The sequence below is a fragment of the Enterobacter cloacae complex sp. CARB60 genome, assembly GCF_036487345.1.
GTDB lineage: Bacteria > Pseudomonadota > Gammaproteobacteria > Enterobacterales > Enterobacteriaceae > Enterobacter > Enterobacter asburiae_D.
On record NZ_JAZKLC010000002.1, the window covers coordinates 55196 to 72586 of the forward strand.

At 57.2% G+C, this 17391-nt stretch carries 17 protein-coding genes; 12 read left to right on the plus strand and 5 right to left on the minus strand.

Annotation, left to right across the window (positions count from 1 at the left end; genetic code table 11):
- Positions 1–19: 19 nt before the first annotated feature.
- Positions 20–76, plus strand: coding sequence for a YsgD/CorL family protein (gene ysgD / locus V4835_RS01225; RefSeq protein ID WP_212743980.1), 57 nt, complete (start codon positions 20–22; stop codon positions 74–76).
- 151 nt (positions 77–227) lie between these two features.
- Positions 228–1178 carry a magnesium/cobalt transporter CorA gene (gene corA, locus V4835_RS01230; protein WP_008501540.1) on the plus strand — a complete coding sequence of 317 codons (951 nt, stop codon included), beginning with the start codon at positions 228–230 and terminating at the stop codon, positions 1176–1178.
- 83 nt (positions 1179–1261) lie between these two features.
- On the opposite strand, the gene rarD is transcribed toward corA, so the two are convergent.
- Positions 1262–2158, minus strand: coding sequence for an EamA family transporter RarD (gene rarD, locus V4835_RS01235; RefSeq protein WP_023333804.1), 897 nt, complete (start codon positions 2156–2158; stop codon positions 1262–1264).
- 51 nt (positions 2159–2209) lie between these two features.
- Positions 2210–2677: an acyl-CoA thioesterase YigI gene (yigI, locus tag V4835_RS01240; RefSeq protein WP_032644790.1), complete on the minus strand. Its 468-nt coding sequence runs from the start codon at positions 2675–2677 to the stop codon at positions 2210–2212.
- Positions 2678–2840: 163 nt separating this feature from the next.
- On the opposite strand from yigI, the gene pldA reads away from it, so the two are divergent.
- The 3 genes from pldA (at position 2841) to rhtC (ending at position 6312) form a co-directional block, all read left to right on the plus strand.
- Positions 2841–3710 carry a phospholipase A gene (pldA, locus tag V4835_RS01245; RefSeq protein WP_023333803.1) on the plus strand — a complete coding sequence of 290 codons (870 nt, stop codon included), beginning with the start codon at positions 2841–2843 and terminating at the stop codon, positions 3708–3710.
- Positions 3711–3800: 90 nt separating this feature from the next.
- Positions 3801–5630, plus strand: coding sequence for an ATP-dependent DNA helicase RecQ (recQ, locus tag V4835_RS01250; protein WP_029741834.1), 1830 nt, complete (start codon positions 3801–3803; stop codon positions 5628–5630).
- 61 nt (positions 5631–5691) lie between these two features.
- On the plus strand, positions 5692–6312 hold the full coding sequence (rhtC, locus tag V4835_RS01255) for a threonine export protein RhtC (protein ID WP_010426287.1): 621 nt from the start codon (positions 5692–5694) through the stop codon (positions 6310–6312).
- Here the strand turns inward: rhtC and rhtB are convergent.
- The gene (rhtB, locus tag V4835_RS01260; RefSeq protein ID WP_008501533.1) at positions 6309–6929 is read right to left on the minus strand and encodes a homoserine/homoserine lactone efflux protein; all 621 of its coding nucleotides are present in this window, start codon (positions 6927–6929) and stop codon (positions 6309–6311) included. The genes rhtC and rhtB overlap by 4 nt on opposite strands.
- Positions 6930–7038: 109 nt before the next feature.
- On the opposite strand from rhtB, the gene pldB reads away from it, so the two are divergent.
- The 3 genes from pldB (at position 7039) to V4835_RS01275 (ending at position 9845) form a co-directional block, all read left to right on the plus strand.
- Complete coding sequence (pldB, locus tag V4835_RS01265; protein ID WP_063145017.1) at positions 7039–8031, plus strand: lysophospholipase L2; 993 nt, start codon at positions 7039–7041, stop codon at positions 8029–8031.
- 31 nt (positions 8032–8062) lie between these two features.
- The gene (yigL, locus tag V4835_RS01270) at positions 8063–8863 is read left to right on the plus strand and encodes a sugar/pyridoxal phosphate phosphatase YigL (RefSeq protein ID WP_063145016.1); all 801 of its coding nucleotides are present in this window, start codon (positions 8063–8065) and stop codon (positions 8861–8863) included.
- An 82-nt stretch (positions 8864–8945) separates the two neighbouring features.
- Positions 8946–9845, plus strand: coding sequence for a carboxylate/amino acid/amine transporter (locus tag V4835_RS01275; protein WP_063145015.1), 900 nt, complete (start codon positions 8946–8948; stop codon positions 9843–9845).
- On the opposite strand, the gene metR is transcribed toward V4835_RS01275, so the two are convergent.
- Positions 9733–10686, minus strand: a complete 954-nt coding sequence (gene metR / locus V4835_RS01280) for an HTH-type transcriptional regulator MetR (RefSeq protein ID WP_063145014.1) — start codon at positions 10684–10686, stop codon at positions 9733–9735. The genes V4835_RS01275 and metR overlap by 113 nt on opposite strands.
- A 115-nt stretch (positions 10687–10801) precedes the next feature.
- On the opposite strand from metR, the gene metE reads away from it, so the two are divergent.
- A complete protein-coding gene (metE, locus tag V4835_RS01285; RefSeq protein WP_331411036.1) occupies positions 10802–13063 on the plus strand; it encodes a 5-methyltetrahydropteroyltriglutamate--homocysteine S-methyltransferase in 2262 nt (753 codons plus the stop codon).
- An 85-nt stretch (positions 13064–13148) separates the two neighbouring features.
- On the opposite strand, the gene V4835_RS01290 is transcribed toward metE, so the two are convergent.
- The gene (locus V4835_RS01290) at positions 13149–13955 is read right to left on the minus strand and encodes a dienelactone hydrolase family protein (protein WP_063145012.1); all 807 of its coding nucleotides are present in this window, start codon (positions 13953–13955) and stop codon (positions 13149–13151) included.
- Positions 13956–14210: 255 nt separating this feature from the next.
- On the opposite strand from V4835_RS01290, the gene udp reads away from it, so the two are divergent.
- The 3 genes from udp (at position 14211) to ubiE (ending at position 17391) form a co-directional block, all read left to right on the plus strand.
- Complete coding sequence (gene udp / locus V4835_RS01295; RefSeq protein WP_003860792.1) at positions 14211–14972, plus strand: uridine phosphorylase; 762 nt, start codon at positions 14211–14213, stop codon at positions 14970–14972.
- A gap of 139 nt (positions 14973–15111) precedes the next feature.
- Positions 15112–16569 carry a DNA recombination protein RmuC gene (gene rmuC / locus V4835_RS01300; RefSeq protein WP_331411037.1) on the plus strand — a complete coding sequence of 486 codons (1458 nt, stop codon included), beginning with the start codon at positions 15112–15114 and terminating at the stop codon, positions 16567–16569.
- 66 nt (positions 16570–16635) lie between these two features.
- Positions 16636–17391 (plus strand): bifunctional demethylmenaquinone methyltransferase/2-methoxy-6-polyprenyl-1,4-benzoquinol methylase UbiE, encoded by a 756-nt coding sequence (gene ubiE / locus V4835_RS01305; RefSeq protein ID WP_023309612.1) that lies wholly within the window; start codon positions 16636–16638, stop codon positions 17389–17391.

Below are 17391 nucleotides of genomic sequence, written 5' to 3' on the forward strand. Positions count from 1 at the left end.
CGCTAAGAGGACATTCGCCTTGGACACACCCAGTAGATACTGGCTCAATTCCCTGTCATCCAGGAACAACTCCTAAGGCTATCTCCTCTTGCTGATGGCCTTAGTGGTTGTCAGCGACCTGCATTATTCCCGTCGCGCTGAGTCAGGCTGTTTAATGGTCTGAAACCCAATTTGTTTCTGTGTGCCCACCGAACTGTCCGATATTTTTTGCATTGGGAGTCCCGGTCATGTTGAGCGCATTTCAACTCGAAAATAACCGACTGACTCGGCTTGAAGCCGAAGAGTCACAGCCCCTCATTGATGCCGTATGGGTGGATCTGGTCGAGCCGGACGACGATGAGCGCCTTCGCGTACAATCTGAGCTGGGGCAAAGCCTGGCAACCCGCCCGGAACTGGAAGACATCGAAGCATCCGCGCGTTTTTTTGAAGACGAAGACGGTCTGCATATTCACTCCTTCTTCTTCTTTGAAGATGCGGAAGACCACGCGGGTAACTCCACCGTGGCGTTTACCATTCGCGACGGCCGTCTGTTTACCCTGCGCGAGCGCGAGCTGCCGGCATTCCGTCTCTACCGCATGCGCGCCCGCAGCCAGGCGATGGTGGACGGTAACGCGTACGAGCTGCTGCTCGATCTGTTCGAGACCAAAATTGAACAGCTGGCGGACGAAATTGAAAACATCTACAGCGACCTGGAAAAGCTGAGCCGCGTGATCATGGAAGGCCATCAGGGCGATGAGTACGATGAAGCGCTCTCCACGCTGGCGGAGCTGGAGGATATCGGCTGGAAGGTGCGCCTGTGTCTGATGGATACCCAGCGCGCGCTGAACTTCCTGGTGCGCAAGGCGCGTCTGCCGGGCGGTCAGCTGGAGCAGGCGCGTGAAATCTTACGAGATATCGAATCCCTGCTGCCGCACAACGAATCTCTGTTCCAGAAGGTGAACTTCCTGATGCAGGCGGCGATGGGCTTTATCAACATCGAGCAGAACCGCATCATCAAGATCTTCTCGGTGGTGTCCGTGGTGTTCCTGCCGCCGACGCTGGTGGCATCCAGCTACGGGATGAACTTTGAGTTTATGCCGGAGCTGAAGTGGAGCTTTGGTTACCCGGGGGCGATTATCTTTATGATCCTCGCGGGGCTGGCGCCGTATCTGTACTTTAAGCGTCGTAACTGGCTGTAAAAATCTGGCGGGTGGCGCTGCGCTTACCCGCCCTACGATCGAATTCCCTCTCCCTGTGGGAGAGGGTTAGGGTGAGGGCAACATCACAGTCCTTTGCGTACCCTGCGCTGGGTATAAATCGCATCCGCGACGAAAATCGCCAGCGCCACCCAGATAAAGGCGAACGTCACCATCTTATCCGCCCCCGGCACTTCGCCGTAAAACACCACTGCCAGCAGGAACATCAGCGTCGGGCCAATGTACTGAAAGAAGCCCAGCGTGGAGAGACGCAGACGCGTCGCTGCACCGGTGAAGCACAGCAGAGGTATGGTGGTCACCACGCCCGCCGCCATCAGCATCAGGTTCAGCGACCACGGGTTACTGCCCATATGGCTGGTGGCGCTGTCGGCGATGCCGAAGAGATAAATCGCCGCCACGGGCAGCAGCCACAGGGTTTCAAACAGCATCCCGGTTTGGGCTTCCACCGCAATCTTCTTACGCACCAGGCCGTAGAAGGCAAAGCTGAACGCCAGGCCGAGGGCAATAATCGGCAGCGAGCCGAAGGTCCAGAGCTGCACCAGTACGCCGCAGAAGGCCAGAATCACCGCCACCCACTGCATCCGGCGGAAGCGCTCACCGAGGAAAATCATCCCCAGCACGATGTTCACCAGCGGGTTGATGAAGTACCCCAGGCTCGCTTCGAGCATGTGATGGTTATTCACCGCCCAGATAAACAGCAGCCAGTTGCCGCCAATCAGCACCGCTGAAAGCGCCAGCAGGAAGACCTTTTTAGGGGTTTTAAACAGCGTTTTAACGCCCGACCACTGACGGCTGAGGCTCATCAGCGCAATCATAAAGAAGAACGACCAGATAACGCGGTGAGTCAGGATCTCATCGGCCGGAACGTAGGCGATAAGCTTGAAATACGCCGGGGCGATACCCCAAATAAAATAAGCGGCAAGGGCGAGTAAAACGCCCTGCCGCGTCTGTTTAGCATCCATCGGGAAAATCCGTTACAAAGAAGTGAATTAATTTTACCCGATTTTGCCGTATCAACCCACCATATAAGTGGCGGTTGCGCTGGCGATATACACCTGTTCTTCGTTGTGTAACTCAACGCGCGCCACGGCAACTTTATTCCCCGCGCGCAGCAGGCTGCTGGAACAGGTAAAGCGATTTCCGCGCCCCGGGCGAAGATAGTCGACGCGTAAGTCGATAGTACCCATACGCGCCAGACGCTGGCGGAGTTCGTCTTCGTTGATGGTGTCATGGCGGGTCAGCGTACTGCCCACGCAGACCAGGCCTGCCGCCACGTCCAGCGCGGAGGCGATCACGCCGCCGTGCAAAATACTTTGCGCCCAGTTACCCACCATCATCGGCTGGTTGTTGAAGCTCAGTTGGGCGAAGTCTTTCTCGTAACGCTCCAGCTCCAGTCCCAGCGCGCGGTTAAACGGCATATGGTAAACAAAAATCTCGCCCACGAGTTTTAACACTTCTTCGGCGGTAAGCATGGCTGACATGAGGCATCACATCCTTATTGTTAACGAAATGTTGATTTTATGCCTCAGCAACAAGGAATTCCACTTTCAGAAACGAGGATGCAGCAGTTGTCGCAGAAGTCTGTAGAATGTCCGCCACATAACTATTCAGCTAATTTTACTCTTTTGCAGGAGAACACCACCGATGCGGACGTATCTGGCCTGGTTACTGGCGGCGGTTGCGCTGCCCCTCACAGCATATGCGCAGGAAGCGACGATCAAAGAGGTGCATGATAAACCTGCCGTTCACGGCAGCATTATCGCGAACCTTCTTCAGGAGCATGACAATCCGTTCACGCTCTATCCGTATGACACCAACTACGTGATTTACACCCAGACCAGCGATCTCAACAAAGAGGCGATAAGCTCATATAACTGGTCTGATAACGCGCGTAAAGATGAGGTGAAGTTCCAGCTCAGCCTCGCGTTCCCGTTCTGGCGCGGTATTCTGGGGCCGAACTCGGTGCTCGGGGCGTCTTACACGCAGAAATCCTGGTGGCAGCTCTCTAACAGCGGCGAGTCCTCACCGTTCCGTGAAACGAACTACGAGCCGCAGCTGTTCCTCGGTTTTGCAACGGATTATGAGTTTGCGGGCTGGACGCTGCGTGACGTCGAAGTGGGCTTTAACCACGATTCCAACGGCCGCTCTGACCCTACCTCGCGCAGCTGGAACCGTGCCTATACGCGTCTGATGGCGCAGAACGGTAACTGGATGGTGGAAGTGAAGCCGTGGTATGTGGTGGGCGAAACCGATGATAACCCGGATATCACCAAATATATGGGCTACTACCAGCTCAAAGTCGGCTACCAGTTAGGTGATGCCGTGCTCAGCGCCAAAGGCCAGTACAACTGGAACACCGGCTACGGTGGTGCGGAAGTGGGCTTAAGCTATCCAATGACGAAGCATGTCCGTATCTATACGCAGGTGTATAGCGGTTACGGCGAGTCGCTTATCGATTACAACTTCAACCAGACCCGCGTCGGCGTGGGCGTGATGCTGAACGATATTCTCTAGTCTGCTCGAATGTTTTTGCGTTAAACGTTGAAGTTTCTCTCTCAGGCGCTGAAAATAGCGCCTGTTTCATTTCAGGCATATGGGGTTAACGTGGCGCAGGCGGAAGTATTGAATCAGGAGTCGCTGGCTAAACAGGTTTTGCATGAAACCTTTGGCTACCAGCAGTTCCGCCCCGGCCAGGAAACCATCATTGAAACGGTGCTGGAAGGTCGTGATTGCCTGGTGGTGATGCCGACCGGCGGCGGTAAGTCCCTCTGCTATCAGGTGCCCGCGCTGGTGCTTAACGGCCTGACGGTCGTGGTATCCCCTCTTATTTCTCTGATGAAAGACCAGGTTGACCAGCTGCTCGCCAACGGCGTGGCGGCAGCCTGTCTTAACTCCACGCAAACCCGGGAGCAGCAGCAAGAGGTGATGGCCGGGTGCCGCACTGGACAGATCCGCCTGCTGTATATCGCCCCGGAACGCCTGATGCTGGATAACTTCCTCGACCATCTTGCGCACTGGAACCCGGTGCTGCTGGCGGTAGATGAAGCGCACTGTATTTCCCAGTGGGGCCACGATTTCCGCCCGGAATACGCTGCTCTCGGCCAGCTGCGTCAGCGCTTCCCCGAGCTGCCGTTTATGGCGCTCACCGCCACGGCGGATGACACCACGCGGCTGGATATCGTTCGTCTGCTGGGGCTGAACGACCCCTATATTCAGGTCAGCAGCTTCGACCGCCCCAACATCCGCTATATGCTGATGGAAAAGTTCAAGCCGCTGGATCAGCTCTTACGTTACGTGCAGGAGCAGCGCGGCAAGTCCGGCATCATCTACTGCAACAGCCGCGCGAAGGTGGAAGACACCGCCGCGCGTCTGCAAAACCGAGGCTTTAGCGCCGCCGCGTATCATGCCGGGTTAGAGAATCACATCCGCGCCGACGTGCAGGAGAAATTCCAGCGCGACGACCTGCAAATCGTCGTCGCGACGGTGGCGTTCGGAATGGGCATCAACAAGCCGAACGTGCGCTTTGTGGTGCACTTCGACATCCCGCGCAATATCGAATCCTACTATCAGGAAACCGGCCGCGCCGGGCGTGACGGCCTGCCTGCGGAAGCGATGCTGTTTTACGATCCGGCGGACATGGCGTGGCTGCGCCGCTGTCTGGAAGAGAAACCGCAGGGACAGCTGCAGGATATCGAGCGCCACAAGCTCAACGCGATGGGGGCGTTTGCCGAAGCGCAAACCTGCCGCCGTCTGGTGCTGCTCAACTACTTTGGTGAAGGGCGCCAGGAGCCGTGCGGCAACTGCGATATCTGCCTCGACCCGCCGAAACAGTACGATGGCCTGATGGACGCGCGTAAGGCGCTCTCGACCATTTACCGTGTGAACCAGCGCTTCGGGATGGGCTACGTGGTGGAAGTGCTGCGCGGCGCCAATAACCAGCGTATCCGCGACATGGGGCATGACAAGCTGCCCGTCTACGGTATTGGCAAGGAGCAGAGCCACGAGCACTGGGTGAGCATCATTCGCCAGCTGATCCACCTTGGCTTCGCCACGCAGAACATTGCCCAGCACTCCGCCCTGCAGTTGACCGAAGCGGCGCGTCCGGTACTGCGCGGTGACGTTGAGCTCAAGCTCGCCGTGCCGCGCGTCATCGCCCTGAAGCCGCGCGTGATGCAGAAATCCTACGGCGGCAACTACGACCGCAAGCTGTTCGCCAAACTGCGCAAGCTGCGTAAAGCCATCGCCGACGAAGAAAACATCCCGCCTTACGTGGTGTTCAACGACGCGACGCTGATTGAGATGGCCGAGCAGATGCCGCTCAGCGCCAGCGAGATGCTCAGCGTCAACGGCGTGGGGACGCGCAAGCTGGAGCGCTTCGGTAAAGAGTTTATGGCGCTCATCCGCTCTCACGCCGATGGTGATGATGAGGAGTAGTCAGCCGGGCGAAAAAGTGCCAGGATGATGACTCACTGAATTATTTCCCCGCGAGTTAATTATGTTGATGCTATTTCTCACCGTGGCGTTAGTGCACATCGTTGCGCTGATGAGCCCCGGCCCAGACTTTTTCTTCGTATCACAAACGGCCGTCAGCCGCTCCCGCAAAGAGGCGATGATGGGCGTGCTCGGTATCACCATGGGCGTTATGGTCTGGGCGGCCGTTGCGCTGCTCGGTCTTAACCTTATCCTGGCGAAGATGGCCTGGCTGCATAACATCATTATGGTCGGCGGCGGGCTGTACCTGTGCTGGATGGGCTACCAGATGCTGCGCGGTGCGCTGAAGAAAGAAGAGAAAAAACCGGAAGAGCCAAAGGTGGAGCTGGCAACGGGCGGCCGCAGCTTTGTCAAAGGGCTGCTGACCAATCTGGCGAACCCAAAAGCGATTATCTATTTCGGCTCGGTGTTCTCGCTGTTTGTCGGCGATAGCGTCGGTGCGGGCGCACGCTGGGGCATCTTCCTGCTGATCGTCGTTGAAACCTTTGCCTGGTTTACCATCGTGGCCAGCCTGTTCGCCTTACCGGCGATGCGCCGCGGCTACCAGCGTATCGCGAAGTGGATTGACGGCTTCGCCGGCGCGCTGTTCGCCGGCTTCGGCATTCATCTCATCATTTCTCGCTAAGCATGACGCGCTGACGCAAGCAGCGCGCCAACCAGCATAAACAGCGAGCCAAAGACTTTATTCAGGGCCTTCATCTGCTTAGGCCCTTTAATCCACGCCGCAATTCGCTGTGCCAGCGTCGCGTAACCAATCATCACGATGATATCGACGATAATGGTGGTCGCGCCCAGCACCACGTACTGCATCACCTGAGGCTGATGTGGCACGATAAACTGCGGGAACAGCGCGGCGAGGAAAACGATGCTCTTCGGGTTGGTCAGGTTGACGAACACCGCGCGCTTAAACAGATGGCCGCGGTTTTGCGTCTGAGCGAGCGTATTTAGGTTGATGGAGCCTGCCGCGCGCCACTGCTGGATGCCCAGCCAGATCAGATACGCTGCCCCGGCCCATTTCAGCACCTCAAAGGCCAGCACGGAGCGGGAGAACAGGGTCCCCAGACCAATCCCGACCAGCACAATATGAATGCCGAGCCCGGTCTGCAAACCGGCAATCGACGCCGCCGCACCGCGATAGCCGTGGTTGATGGAGGTGGTCATGGTGTTAATGGCGCCCGAGCCCGGTGAAAGACTAAGGATGATGGATGTCAGCAGGTAAGCGAACCACCACTCGAAGGTCATTTGAAACTCCCGAATCGTCTGTTTTTATGCCACAATACGCTATTGTTGAGTCATTTTGTGACCGGTTACGAAAAAACGATATTCCTTGGCTTAGGTGAGTAGAAACCCGATGTTTCAGCAGAAAAAGGACTGGGAAACACGAGAAAACGCATTTGCTGCTTTCTCCATGGGGCCGCTGACCGATTTCTGGCGCCAGCGTGAGGAAGATGAGTTTACGGGCGTCGGCGATATTCCGGTACGCTTTGTGCGTTTTCACGATAAGAAAAATGACCGGGTCATTGTGGTCTGCCCCGGACGTATTGAGAGCTATATCAAATACGCCGAACTGGCCTATGACCTGTTCCATCTGGGCTTCGATGTGTTGATTATCGATCACCGCGGGCAGGGGCTTTCTGGCCGCCTGCTATCGGATACGCATCGCGGCCACGTGGATAACTTCAGCGATTACGTCGACGATCTCGCCGCGTTCTGGCAGCAGGAGGTCGAGCCTGGCCCCTGGCGGAAGCGCTATATTCTGGCGCACTCTATGGGCGGTGCGATTTCAACGCTGTTTTTACAGCGCCACGCGCACCAGTGCGACGCCATTGCGCTCACCGCGCCGATGTATGGCATCGTCATGCGTTTTCCTGACTGGATGGTACGACATATTCTTGACTGGGCTGAGGGCCATCAGCGCATTCGAGAAGGCTATGCCATCGGGACGGGGCGCTGGCGTGCACTGCCGTTTGCGATGAACGTGCTGACCCACAGCCGACAGCGCTATCGTCGTAACCTGCGTTTTTATGCCGATGAACCGCGCCTGCGCGTGGGCGGTCCGACCTATCACTGGGTGCGGGAAGGTATTCTTGCCGGTGAGCAGGTGCTGGCTGGCGTTGGCAATGACGACACGCCAACACTGCTGATTCAGGCTGAAGAAGAGCGTGTGGTGGATAACCGCATGCATGACCGTTTTTGTGAACTCCGCGCTGCCGCCGGCCACCCTTGTGAAGGGGGAAAACCGCTGGTTATTAACGGCGCTTACCATGAGATCCTTTTTGAAAAGGACGCTATGCGCTCAGTCGCGCTCAACGCCATTGTTGAATTTTTCAACAGGCATAATTGATTCTTGTTTTCCACCAGAGGTTGAAATCCCTATGTACCAGGTTGTTGCATCTGATTTAGATGGCACGCTGCTTTCCCCCGACCACACCCTCTCGCCTTACGCGAAAGAGACCTTAAAACTCCTGACCGCCCGTGGCGTGAACTTCGTGTTTGCCACCGGTCGCCACCACGTGGACGTGGGGCAGATCCGCGATAATCTGGAAATCAAATCGTACATGATCACCTCCAACGGTGCGCGCGTGCACGATACTGACGGCAACCTGATCTTTACCCACAACCTGGATCGCGATATTGCCGCCGATCTGTTCGGCGTGGTGCACAATAACCCGAATATTGTCACTAACGTCTACCGCGACGACGACTGGTTTATGAACCGCCACCGCCCGGAAGAGATGCGTTTCTTCAAGGAAGCCGTATTCCAGTACTCACTGTACGAGCCGGGCCTGCTGGAGCCGGAAGGGATCAGTAAGGTGTTCTTCACCTGTGTAAACCATGAGGAATTGCTGCCGCTGGAGCAGGCGATCAACGCCCGCTGGGGCGATCGCGTTAACGTAAGCTTCTCAACCCTGACCTGCCTGGAAGTGATGGCGGGGGGCGTCTCCAAAGGTCACGCGCTGGAAGCCGTCGCGAAACGTCTGGGCTTCGAGCTGAAAGACTGTATCGCCTTTGGTGACGGCATGAACGATGCCGAAATGCTTTCGATGGCAGGCAAGGGCTGCATTATGGAAAATGCGCACCAGCGTCTGAAAGACCTGCACCCGGAGCTGGAAGTGATCGGCACCAACGCAGACAACGCGGTGCCGAAGTATCTGCGCAAACTGTTCCTTGAATAATCTTCATTTGGTTGTTTATTGCTCAGATGTCAACTAAAGAGTTCGCTACAATGCCTCTCCTTCTTTTTGAGAGACAAGCATTGTGGCGCTACTCATTATCACCACTATCCTGTGGGCCTTCTCCTTTAGCCTGATTGGCGAATACCTTGCCGGTTCGGTCGACAGCTACTTCTCGGTGCTGATGCGCGTGGGGCTGGCGGCGCTGGTGTTCCTGCCGTTTCTGCGCACGCGCGGGCAATCGCTGAAAACGATTGTGCTGTACATGCTGGTGGGGGCGATGCAGCTCGGCATCATGTATCTGTTTAGCTTCCGGGCCTACGTCTACCTGTCTGTCTCCGAGTTCCTGCTCTTTACCGTGCTGACGCCGCTCTATATCACTCTGATTTACGACCTGCTCAGCAGGCGCCGCCTGCGTTGGGGATACCTGTTGAGCGCGGCGCTGGCGGTGATCGGCGCGGCGATTATTCGTTATGACAAAGTCAGCGATCACTTCTGGACCGGGCTGATGTTCGTCCAGCTCGCCAACATCAGTTTCGCCATCGGCATGGTGGGCTACAAACGCCTGATGGAGACGCGTCCGATGCCGCAGCATAACGCGTTCGCCTGGTTTTATATGGGGGCCGCGATTGTCGCGGTGGCGGCGTGGTTTATGCTCGGCAATCCGCAAAAACTGCCGACTACCTCCGTGCAGTGGGGCGTTCTGGTCTGGCTGGGCGTAGTGGCGTCAGGGCTGGGGTACTTCATGTGGAATTACGGCGCTACGCAGGTAGACGCCGGTACGCTGGGGATCATGAACAACGTGCACGTTCCGGCAGGGCTGCTGGTCAATCTCGCCATCTGGCAGCAACAGCCGCACTGGCCGAGCTTCATTATTGGGGGAGCGGTGATCCTGGCTTCGCTGTGGGTCCATCGCCGATGGGTCGCTCCGCGCTCCGCACAAACGGAAGATGGTCGCAAGCGTGGTTCCGCGCTGAGCGAATAAACGCCTCCGTAATCGGCTGACGCTGCTCGCCATCGCGCACGGCGGCGTACAGTCGGCTCCACAGTCCTTCACCCAGGGTTTTGGTCTGTACCAGACCCTGGCGTTCAAAACTCTCCACCACCCAGTGCGGCAGCGCCGCGATACCCATTCTGGCCGCCACCATCTGAATCAGCAGCAGCGTGTTATCCACGCTTTTCAGCTGCGGGCTAATGCCTGCGGGCTGCAGGAAGTGGCGCCAGATATCCAGACGACTGCGCTGGACCGGATAAATCAGCAGCGTTTCTGTCGCCAGGTCTTCCGGCGTGATGCGCGTTTTACTCGCCAGCGGATGGTCCGGCGCCAGCACCAGGCGCACTTCATAATCAAACATCGGCGAATAGTGCAGGCCGCTGCGCGGCAGGATGTCAGAGGTCATCACCAGATCCAGCTCACCCTGCTGCAGCGACGGCTGCGGGTCAAAGGTCACGCCGGATTTGAAGTCCATCTCCACCTGCGGCCACTTCTGACGGAAGTTCTCAAGCGCGGGGGTCAGCCACTGAATACAGCTGTGGCACTCAATGGCGATACGCAGTTTGGTTTGCTGCGGTTCGTTGCAGGACTGCAGCGCGCTGGCGATTTGCGGCAGCACCTGATTCGCCAGCTGAAGAAGAATTTCACCTTGCGGCGTAAAGCGTAGCGGCTGGCTCTTACGCACAAAAAGACGGAAGCCGAGGCGTTGTTCCAGATCGCTGAACTGGTGAGAAAGGGCGGACTGGGTCTGATGCAGCGTGGCCGCCGCCGCCGCGAGCGAGCCGCAGTTCCGCAACGCTTGTAGCGTTTTCAGGTGTTTTATCTCGATCATGAAAGTCCTTCACTTCGCCATGAACATTTTGCGCTTGAGGAATATACAGTACCTGCCAATTATAGATGTGTAAACATCTGGACGTCTAAATAACGAATTTCACAAGGGGCATACCATGACAATCCGCAATCACACTCTCGGTTTCCCTCGCGTTGGCCTGCGTCGCGAGCTGAAAAAAGCGCAAGAAAGCTACTGGGCGGGAAACTCCACCCGTGAAGAACTGCTGGCGGTGGGACGCGAGCTGCGCGCCCGTCACTGGGATCAGCAAAAACAGGCGGGCATTGACCTGCTGCCGGTGGGCGATTTCGCCTGGTACGACCATGTTCTGACGACCAGCCTGCTGCTTGGCAACGTGCCGGCTCGTCATCAGAACAAAGATGGATCGGTAGATATCGATACCCTGTTCCGCATCGGCCGTGGCCGCGCGCCAACGGGTGAGCCAGCGGCAGCGGCGGAAATGACCAAGTGGTTTAACACCAACTATCACTATATGGTGCCGGAGTTCGTGAAAGGCCAGCAGTTCAAACTGACCTGGACGCAGCTTCTGGATGAAGTGGACGAAGCGCTGGCGCTGGGCCATCAGGTGAAACCGGTGCTGCTCGGGCCGGTAACCTACCTGTGGCTGGGTAAAGTGAAAGGTGAGCCGTTTGACCGACTCAGCCTGCTGAAGGATATTCTGCCGGTCTACAAACAGGTGCTGATTGAGCTGGGCAAGCGCGGCATTCAGTGGGTACAAATCGACGAACCGGCGCTGGTGCTCGAGCTGCCCCAGGAATGGCTCGATGCCTTCAAACCGGCGTATGACGCGCTCTCCGGGCAGGTGAAGCTGCTGCTCACCACCTATTTTGAAGGCGTGACGCCGAACCTGAAGACCATTACCGCGCTGCCGGTGCAGGGCCTGCACGTTGACCTCGTACACGGTAAAGATGATGTGGCGGAGCTGCACAAGCGCCTGCCAGCGGACTGGCTGCTTTCGGCCGGGCTGATTAACGGTCGTAACGTCTGGCGTGCCGATCTCACTGAGAAATACGCACAAATAAAAGACATCGTCGGCAAACGTGAGCTATGGGTGGCCTCTTCCTGTTCCCTGCTGCACAGCCCGATCGATCTGAGCGTGGAGACCCGCCTGGATGCCGAGGTGAAAAGCTGGTTTGCCTTCGCCCTGCAAAAATGCGAAGAGCTGACGCTGCTGCGCGACGCGCTGAACAGCGTCGACACGGCGGCGATTGCCGAATGGAGCGCACCGATCCAGGCGCGTCGTCACTCGGCGCGCGTGCACAATCCGGCGGTGGAAAAACGCCTGGCGGCCATCACCGCTCAGGACAGCCAGCGCCATAGCCCGTACGAGGTGCGCGCCGAAGCCCAGCGCGCCCGTTTCAACCTGCCCGCCTGGCCGACCACGACTATCGGCTCTTTCCCGCAAACCACGGAGATCCGCGGTCTGCGTCTGGACTTCAAAAAGGGCAATCTGGATGCGAATCACTACCGCACCGGCATCGCGGAACACATCAAGCAGGCGATTATCGAGCAGGAACGCCTGGGGCTGGACGTGCTGGTGCACGGCGAGGCCGAGCGTAACGACATGGTGGAATACTTCGGTGAGCACCTGGACGGCTTTGTCTTTACCCAGAACGGCTGGGTGCAGAGCTATGGCTCCCGCTGCGTGAAGCCGCCGGTGGTCATTGGTGACGTTAGCCGCCCGGAAGCGATCACCGTGGAGTGGGCGAAGTATGCCCAGTCCCTGACCGACAAGCCGGTAAAAGGGATGCTGACCGGTCCGGTAACCATTCTCTGCTGGTCATTCCCGCGTGAAGACGTGACCCGTGAAACCATCGCCAAACAGATAGCCCTGGCGCTGCGTGATGAAGTGGCGGATCTGGAAGCGGCAGGGATTGGCATCATCCAGATTGACGAGCCGGCGCTGCGCGAGGGTTTACCGCTGCGCCGCAGCGACTGGGATGCCTACCTGCAGTGGGGCGTGGAAGCGTTCCGCATCAACGCCGCGGTGGCGAAGGACGACACGCAGATCCACACCCACATGTGCTACTGCGAATTTAACGACATCATGGATTCGATTGCCGCGCTGGATGCCGACGTGATAACCATCGAGACCTCGCGTTCGGATATGGAGCTGCTGGAGTCGTTTGAAGAGTTCGACTACCCGAATGAAATCGGGCCGGGCGTGTACGATATTCACTCCCCGAACGTACCGAGCGTGGAGTGGATTGAAGCCCTGCTGAAAAAAGCGGCCCAGCGTATTCCGGCAGAGCGCCTGTGGGTGAACCCGGACTGCGGACTGAAAACCCGCGGCTGGCCGGAGACGCGTGCGGCGCTCGCCAACATGGTGAAGGCGGCGCAGAATTTGCGTCAGGTGTAGTAATGCTGGATTGCCGGGTGGCGCTATGGCTTACCCGGCCTGTCTGTAGGCCCGGTAAGGCGTAGCCGCCACCGGGCTTTTTTCTTTATGCTTTCTTCCCGCCGTACTGGCTAAACCAGTCCAGCATCCGCTGCCAGCCATCTTTGGCTGATTCTGCGTGATAGCTCGGACGATAGTCGGCGTTAAACGCATGCCCGGCATCCGGGTAGACCACAATCTCCGCCTTCGCATTAGCCGCACGGAGCGCATGGCGCATGGTCTCTACCGAATCAAGCGAAATACCGGTGTCCTGACCGCCATAAAGCCCTAACACGGGGGCATTTAACTCGGTGGCAATATCGACGGGATGTTTCGGTGAATTCAGCGTTTTTTCACCCACCAGTTTGCCGTACCAGGCGACAGCGGCTTTGAGTTGCGGGTTATGCGCGGCATACAGCCAGCTAATGCGTCCGCCCCAGCAGAAACCGGTGACCAGCAGACGATGCGGATCGCCGCCGTTGCGCGCCGCCCAGCTGGCGACGTGATCGAGATCGGCCAGCACCTGAGCGTCCGGGACTTTGCTGACCAGGTTGCTGAGCAATGTTGGAATATCGCTGTAGTCGTTCGGATCGCCCTGACGGAAGTAGAGCTCTGGCGCAACGGCCAGATACCCTTCCAGCGCCAGCCGGCGGCAGAGGTCGCGAATGTGTTCGTGGACACCAAAGATCTCCTGAATCACAATCACGATGGGCAGCGGACCGTCTGCCGATTTTGGCCGTGCGTGATAAGCAGGCATATTCTCCCCCTGCGAGGGAATGGAGGTCTCGCCCGCGGTAATTGCCGCTTCTGGCGTCGACACTATGGTTGAAGCATGTGGGGCCGCAGCAGGTGCAAAACCGGTTTTTTCAGTCATGGCATTCTCCGTACCAATGAGTTAGCGCAAAGGTAAATATAGACACCAGGTTAACAACTCACAGTGCCTTAAACGGTCTATCTTTTGTGCAGCACCTGGCGATATAACTTGTTAATGTGATGTGAATCACCTTTTTATGGAAATTCAATGTAATCATTTTCATTCATGGTGAGGTGCGTCACGAAAATATGCTTACTGCTTCTGTAAAGTACCGTTTTACTTCTTCTGACTAACCGACCCACAGAGGAGTCACCTATGTCTAAGTCTGATGTTTTTCATCTCGGCCTCACCAAAAACGATTTACAAGGGGCTACGCTCGCTATCGTCCCGGGCGATCCTGAGCGTGTGGAAAAGATCGCCGCGCTGATGGATAAGCCGGTCAAGCTGGCTGCCCATCGTGAGTTCACCACCTGGCGCGCAGAGCTGGATGGCAAAGCGGTGATCGTGTGCTCTACCGGTATCGGTGGTCCGTCTACTTCTATTGCTGTTGAAGAGCTGGCGCAGCTGGGCATTCGTACTTTCCTGCGTATCGGTACCACCGGCGCTATCCAGCCGCACATCAACGTTGGCGACGTCCTGGTCACGACCGCGTCCGTCCGTCTGGACGGTGCAAGCCTGCACTTTGCACCGATGGAATTCCCGGCAGTGGCTGATTTCGAATGCACCACCGCGCTGGTTGAAGCCGCGAAGTCCGTAGGCGCAACCACCCACGTGGGCGTAACCGCCTCTTCCGACACCTTCTACCCGGGCCAGGAGCGTTACGACACCTTCTCAGGCCGCGTGGTAAGCCGTTTCAAAGGCTCAATGGAAGAGTGGCAGTCCATGGGCGTGATGAACTACGAAATGGAATCCGCAACGCTGCTGACCATGTGCGCAAGCCAGGGTCTGCGTGCCGGTATGGTGGCGGGCGTTATCGTCAACCGTACCCAGCAGGAGATCCCTAACGCCGAAACCATGAAGCAGACCGAAAGTCATGCAGTGAAAATCGTGGTGGAAGCCGCGCGTCGCCTGATCTAATCCTCTCTTCTGAAATCAAAGGCCGACACGTTCGGCCTTTATTTTTTGCGTAGCGCCTCGCAGGAAAACCCTTTCAAACTGGACGTTTATACAGCACAATTCTATTTTGTGCGGGTAATACGTTGATGCAGGGGGCATTGTGGATATCTCAATCCTGATTTACGCGGTGATTGCGCTGGTGGGCGTGGTGATAGGCTGGCTCATTTCCAGCTACCAGCATGCACAGCAGAAGGCCGACCAGCTGGCAGAGCGAGAAGAGATGGTCGCCGAGTTAAGCGCGGCAAAGCAGCAGCTGGCGCTCAGCGAACACTGGCGCGACGAGTGTGAATTGCTCAATAACGAGCTGCGCAACCTGCGTGATATCAACACCTCGCTGGAGGCCGATCTCCGCGAAGTGACCACCCGCCTTGAATCCACCCAGCTGCATGCGGAAGACAAAATCCGCCAGATGATCAACAGCGAGCAGCGCCTCAGCGAACAGTTTGAGAACCTCGCCAACCGTATTTTCGAGCACAGCAACCGCCGCGTTGACGAACAGAACCGCCAGAGCCTGAACGGTCTGCTGACGCCGCTGCGCGAACAGCTTGACGGTTTTCGTCGTCAGGTGCAGGACAGCTTTGGGCAGGAGGCGCGCGAGCGGCACACGCTGGCGCATGAGATTCGCAATCTCCAGCAGCTGAATGCCCAGATGGCGCAGGAAGCGGTCAACCTGACCCGCGCGCTGAAAGGGGATAACAAAACCCAGGGCAACTGGGGAGAAGTGGTGTTGACCCGCGTACTGGAAGCCTCTGGCCTGCGGGAAGGATATGAATACGAAACGCAGGTGAGTATCGAAAACGACGCCCGCTCGCGTATGCAGCCGGATGTGATTGTGCGGCTGCCGCAGGGTAAAGATGTGGTGATTGACGCCAAAATGACGCTGGTGGCCTACGAGCGCTACTTCAATGCGGAAGATGACTACACCCGCGAGTCGGCGCTGCAGGAACACATCGCCTCCGTGCGTAACCATATTCGTCTGCTCGGCAGAAAGGATTATCAGCAGCTGCCGGGCCTCCGCTCGCTGGACTATGTCCTGATGTTTATCCCGGTAGAACCCGCGTTTCTGCTGGCACTCGACAGACAGCCCGAGCTTATCACCGAAGCGCTCAAAAATAACATTATGCTGGTCAGCCCCACCACGCTGCTGGTGGCGTTACGCACCATTGCGAACCTGTGGCGCTATGAGCACCAGAGCCGCAACGCGCAGCAGATTGCCGATCGTGCCAGCAAGCTGTACGACAAAATGCGCCTCTTCGTGGACGACATGTCCTCTGTCGGGCAGAGCCTGGATCGTGCGCAGGATAACTACCGCCAGGCGATGAAAAAACTCGCCTCCGGACGCGGCAATCTGCTGGCACAGGCCGAATCATTCCGCAGCCTGGGGGTAGAGGTTAAGCGCGAGATTAATCCGGAATTGGTCGAACAGGCCACCGCCCAGGACGACGAGTTTCGCCTGCGAGAAGGGGCGGACGAACAAAAGACAAACAGTGAAGACAACACGTTAGCGGCGGATTTATCACCAGACGAGACCCCAGCGCGTTTCTTTCGCGGTGGTTGAAACGTAGGGCAAACGCGCCCAATCTGTTACACTTCACGAACATTTTACTGATAAGCAGGCTCTAAGATGGCTGACGATTCACAAGACACAACGCACTTTGGCTTTCAGACTGTCGCCAAAGCGCAGAAAGCTGACATGGTGGCCCACGTATTTCATTCCGTGGCGGCGAAGTACGATGTGATGAATGACCTGATGTCGTTCGGCATTCATCGCTTGTGGAAGCGCTTCACCATTGACTGTAGCGGCGTTCGTCGTGGACAAACGGTGCTGGATTTAGCCGGCGGTACGGGCGATTTAACCGCGAAATTCTCTCGTCTGGTGGGCGAAACCGGTCGCGTTGTTCTTGCCGATATTAATGACTCCATGCTGAAAATGGGACGCGAAAAGCTGCGTAACATCGGCGTGGTGGGGAATGTGGAATATGTGCAGGCAAACGCCGAAGCGCTGCCATTCCCGGATAACACCTTTGACTGCATCACGATCTCTTTCGGTCTGCGTAACGTGACCGATAAAGAAAAAGCGCTGCGCTCCATGTACCGCGTGCTGAAGCCGGGTGGACGTCTGCTGGTGCTCGAGTTCTCTAAACCGATCATTGAGCCGCTGAGCAAAGCCTACGACGCCTATTCCTTCCACGTGCTGCCGCGTATTGGCGAGCTGGTGGCTAACGACGCTGAAAGCTACCGTTATCTGGCGGAATCTATCCGTATGCACCCGGATCAGGACACATTAAAAGCCATGATGCAGGATGCAGAATTTGAAAATGTTGAATATTTCAACCTGACGGCGGGCGTCGTCGCGCTGCATCGCGGTTACAAATTCTGA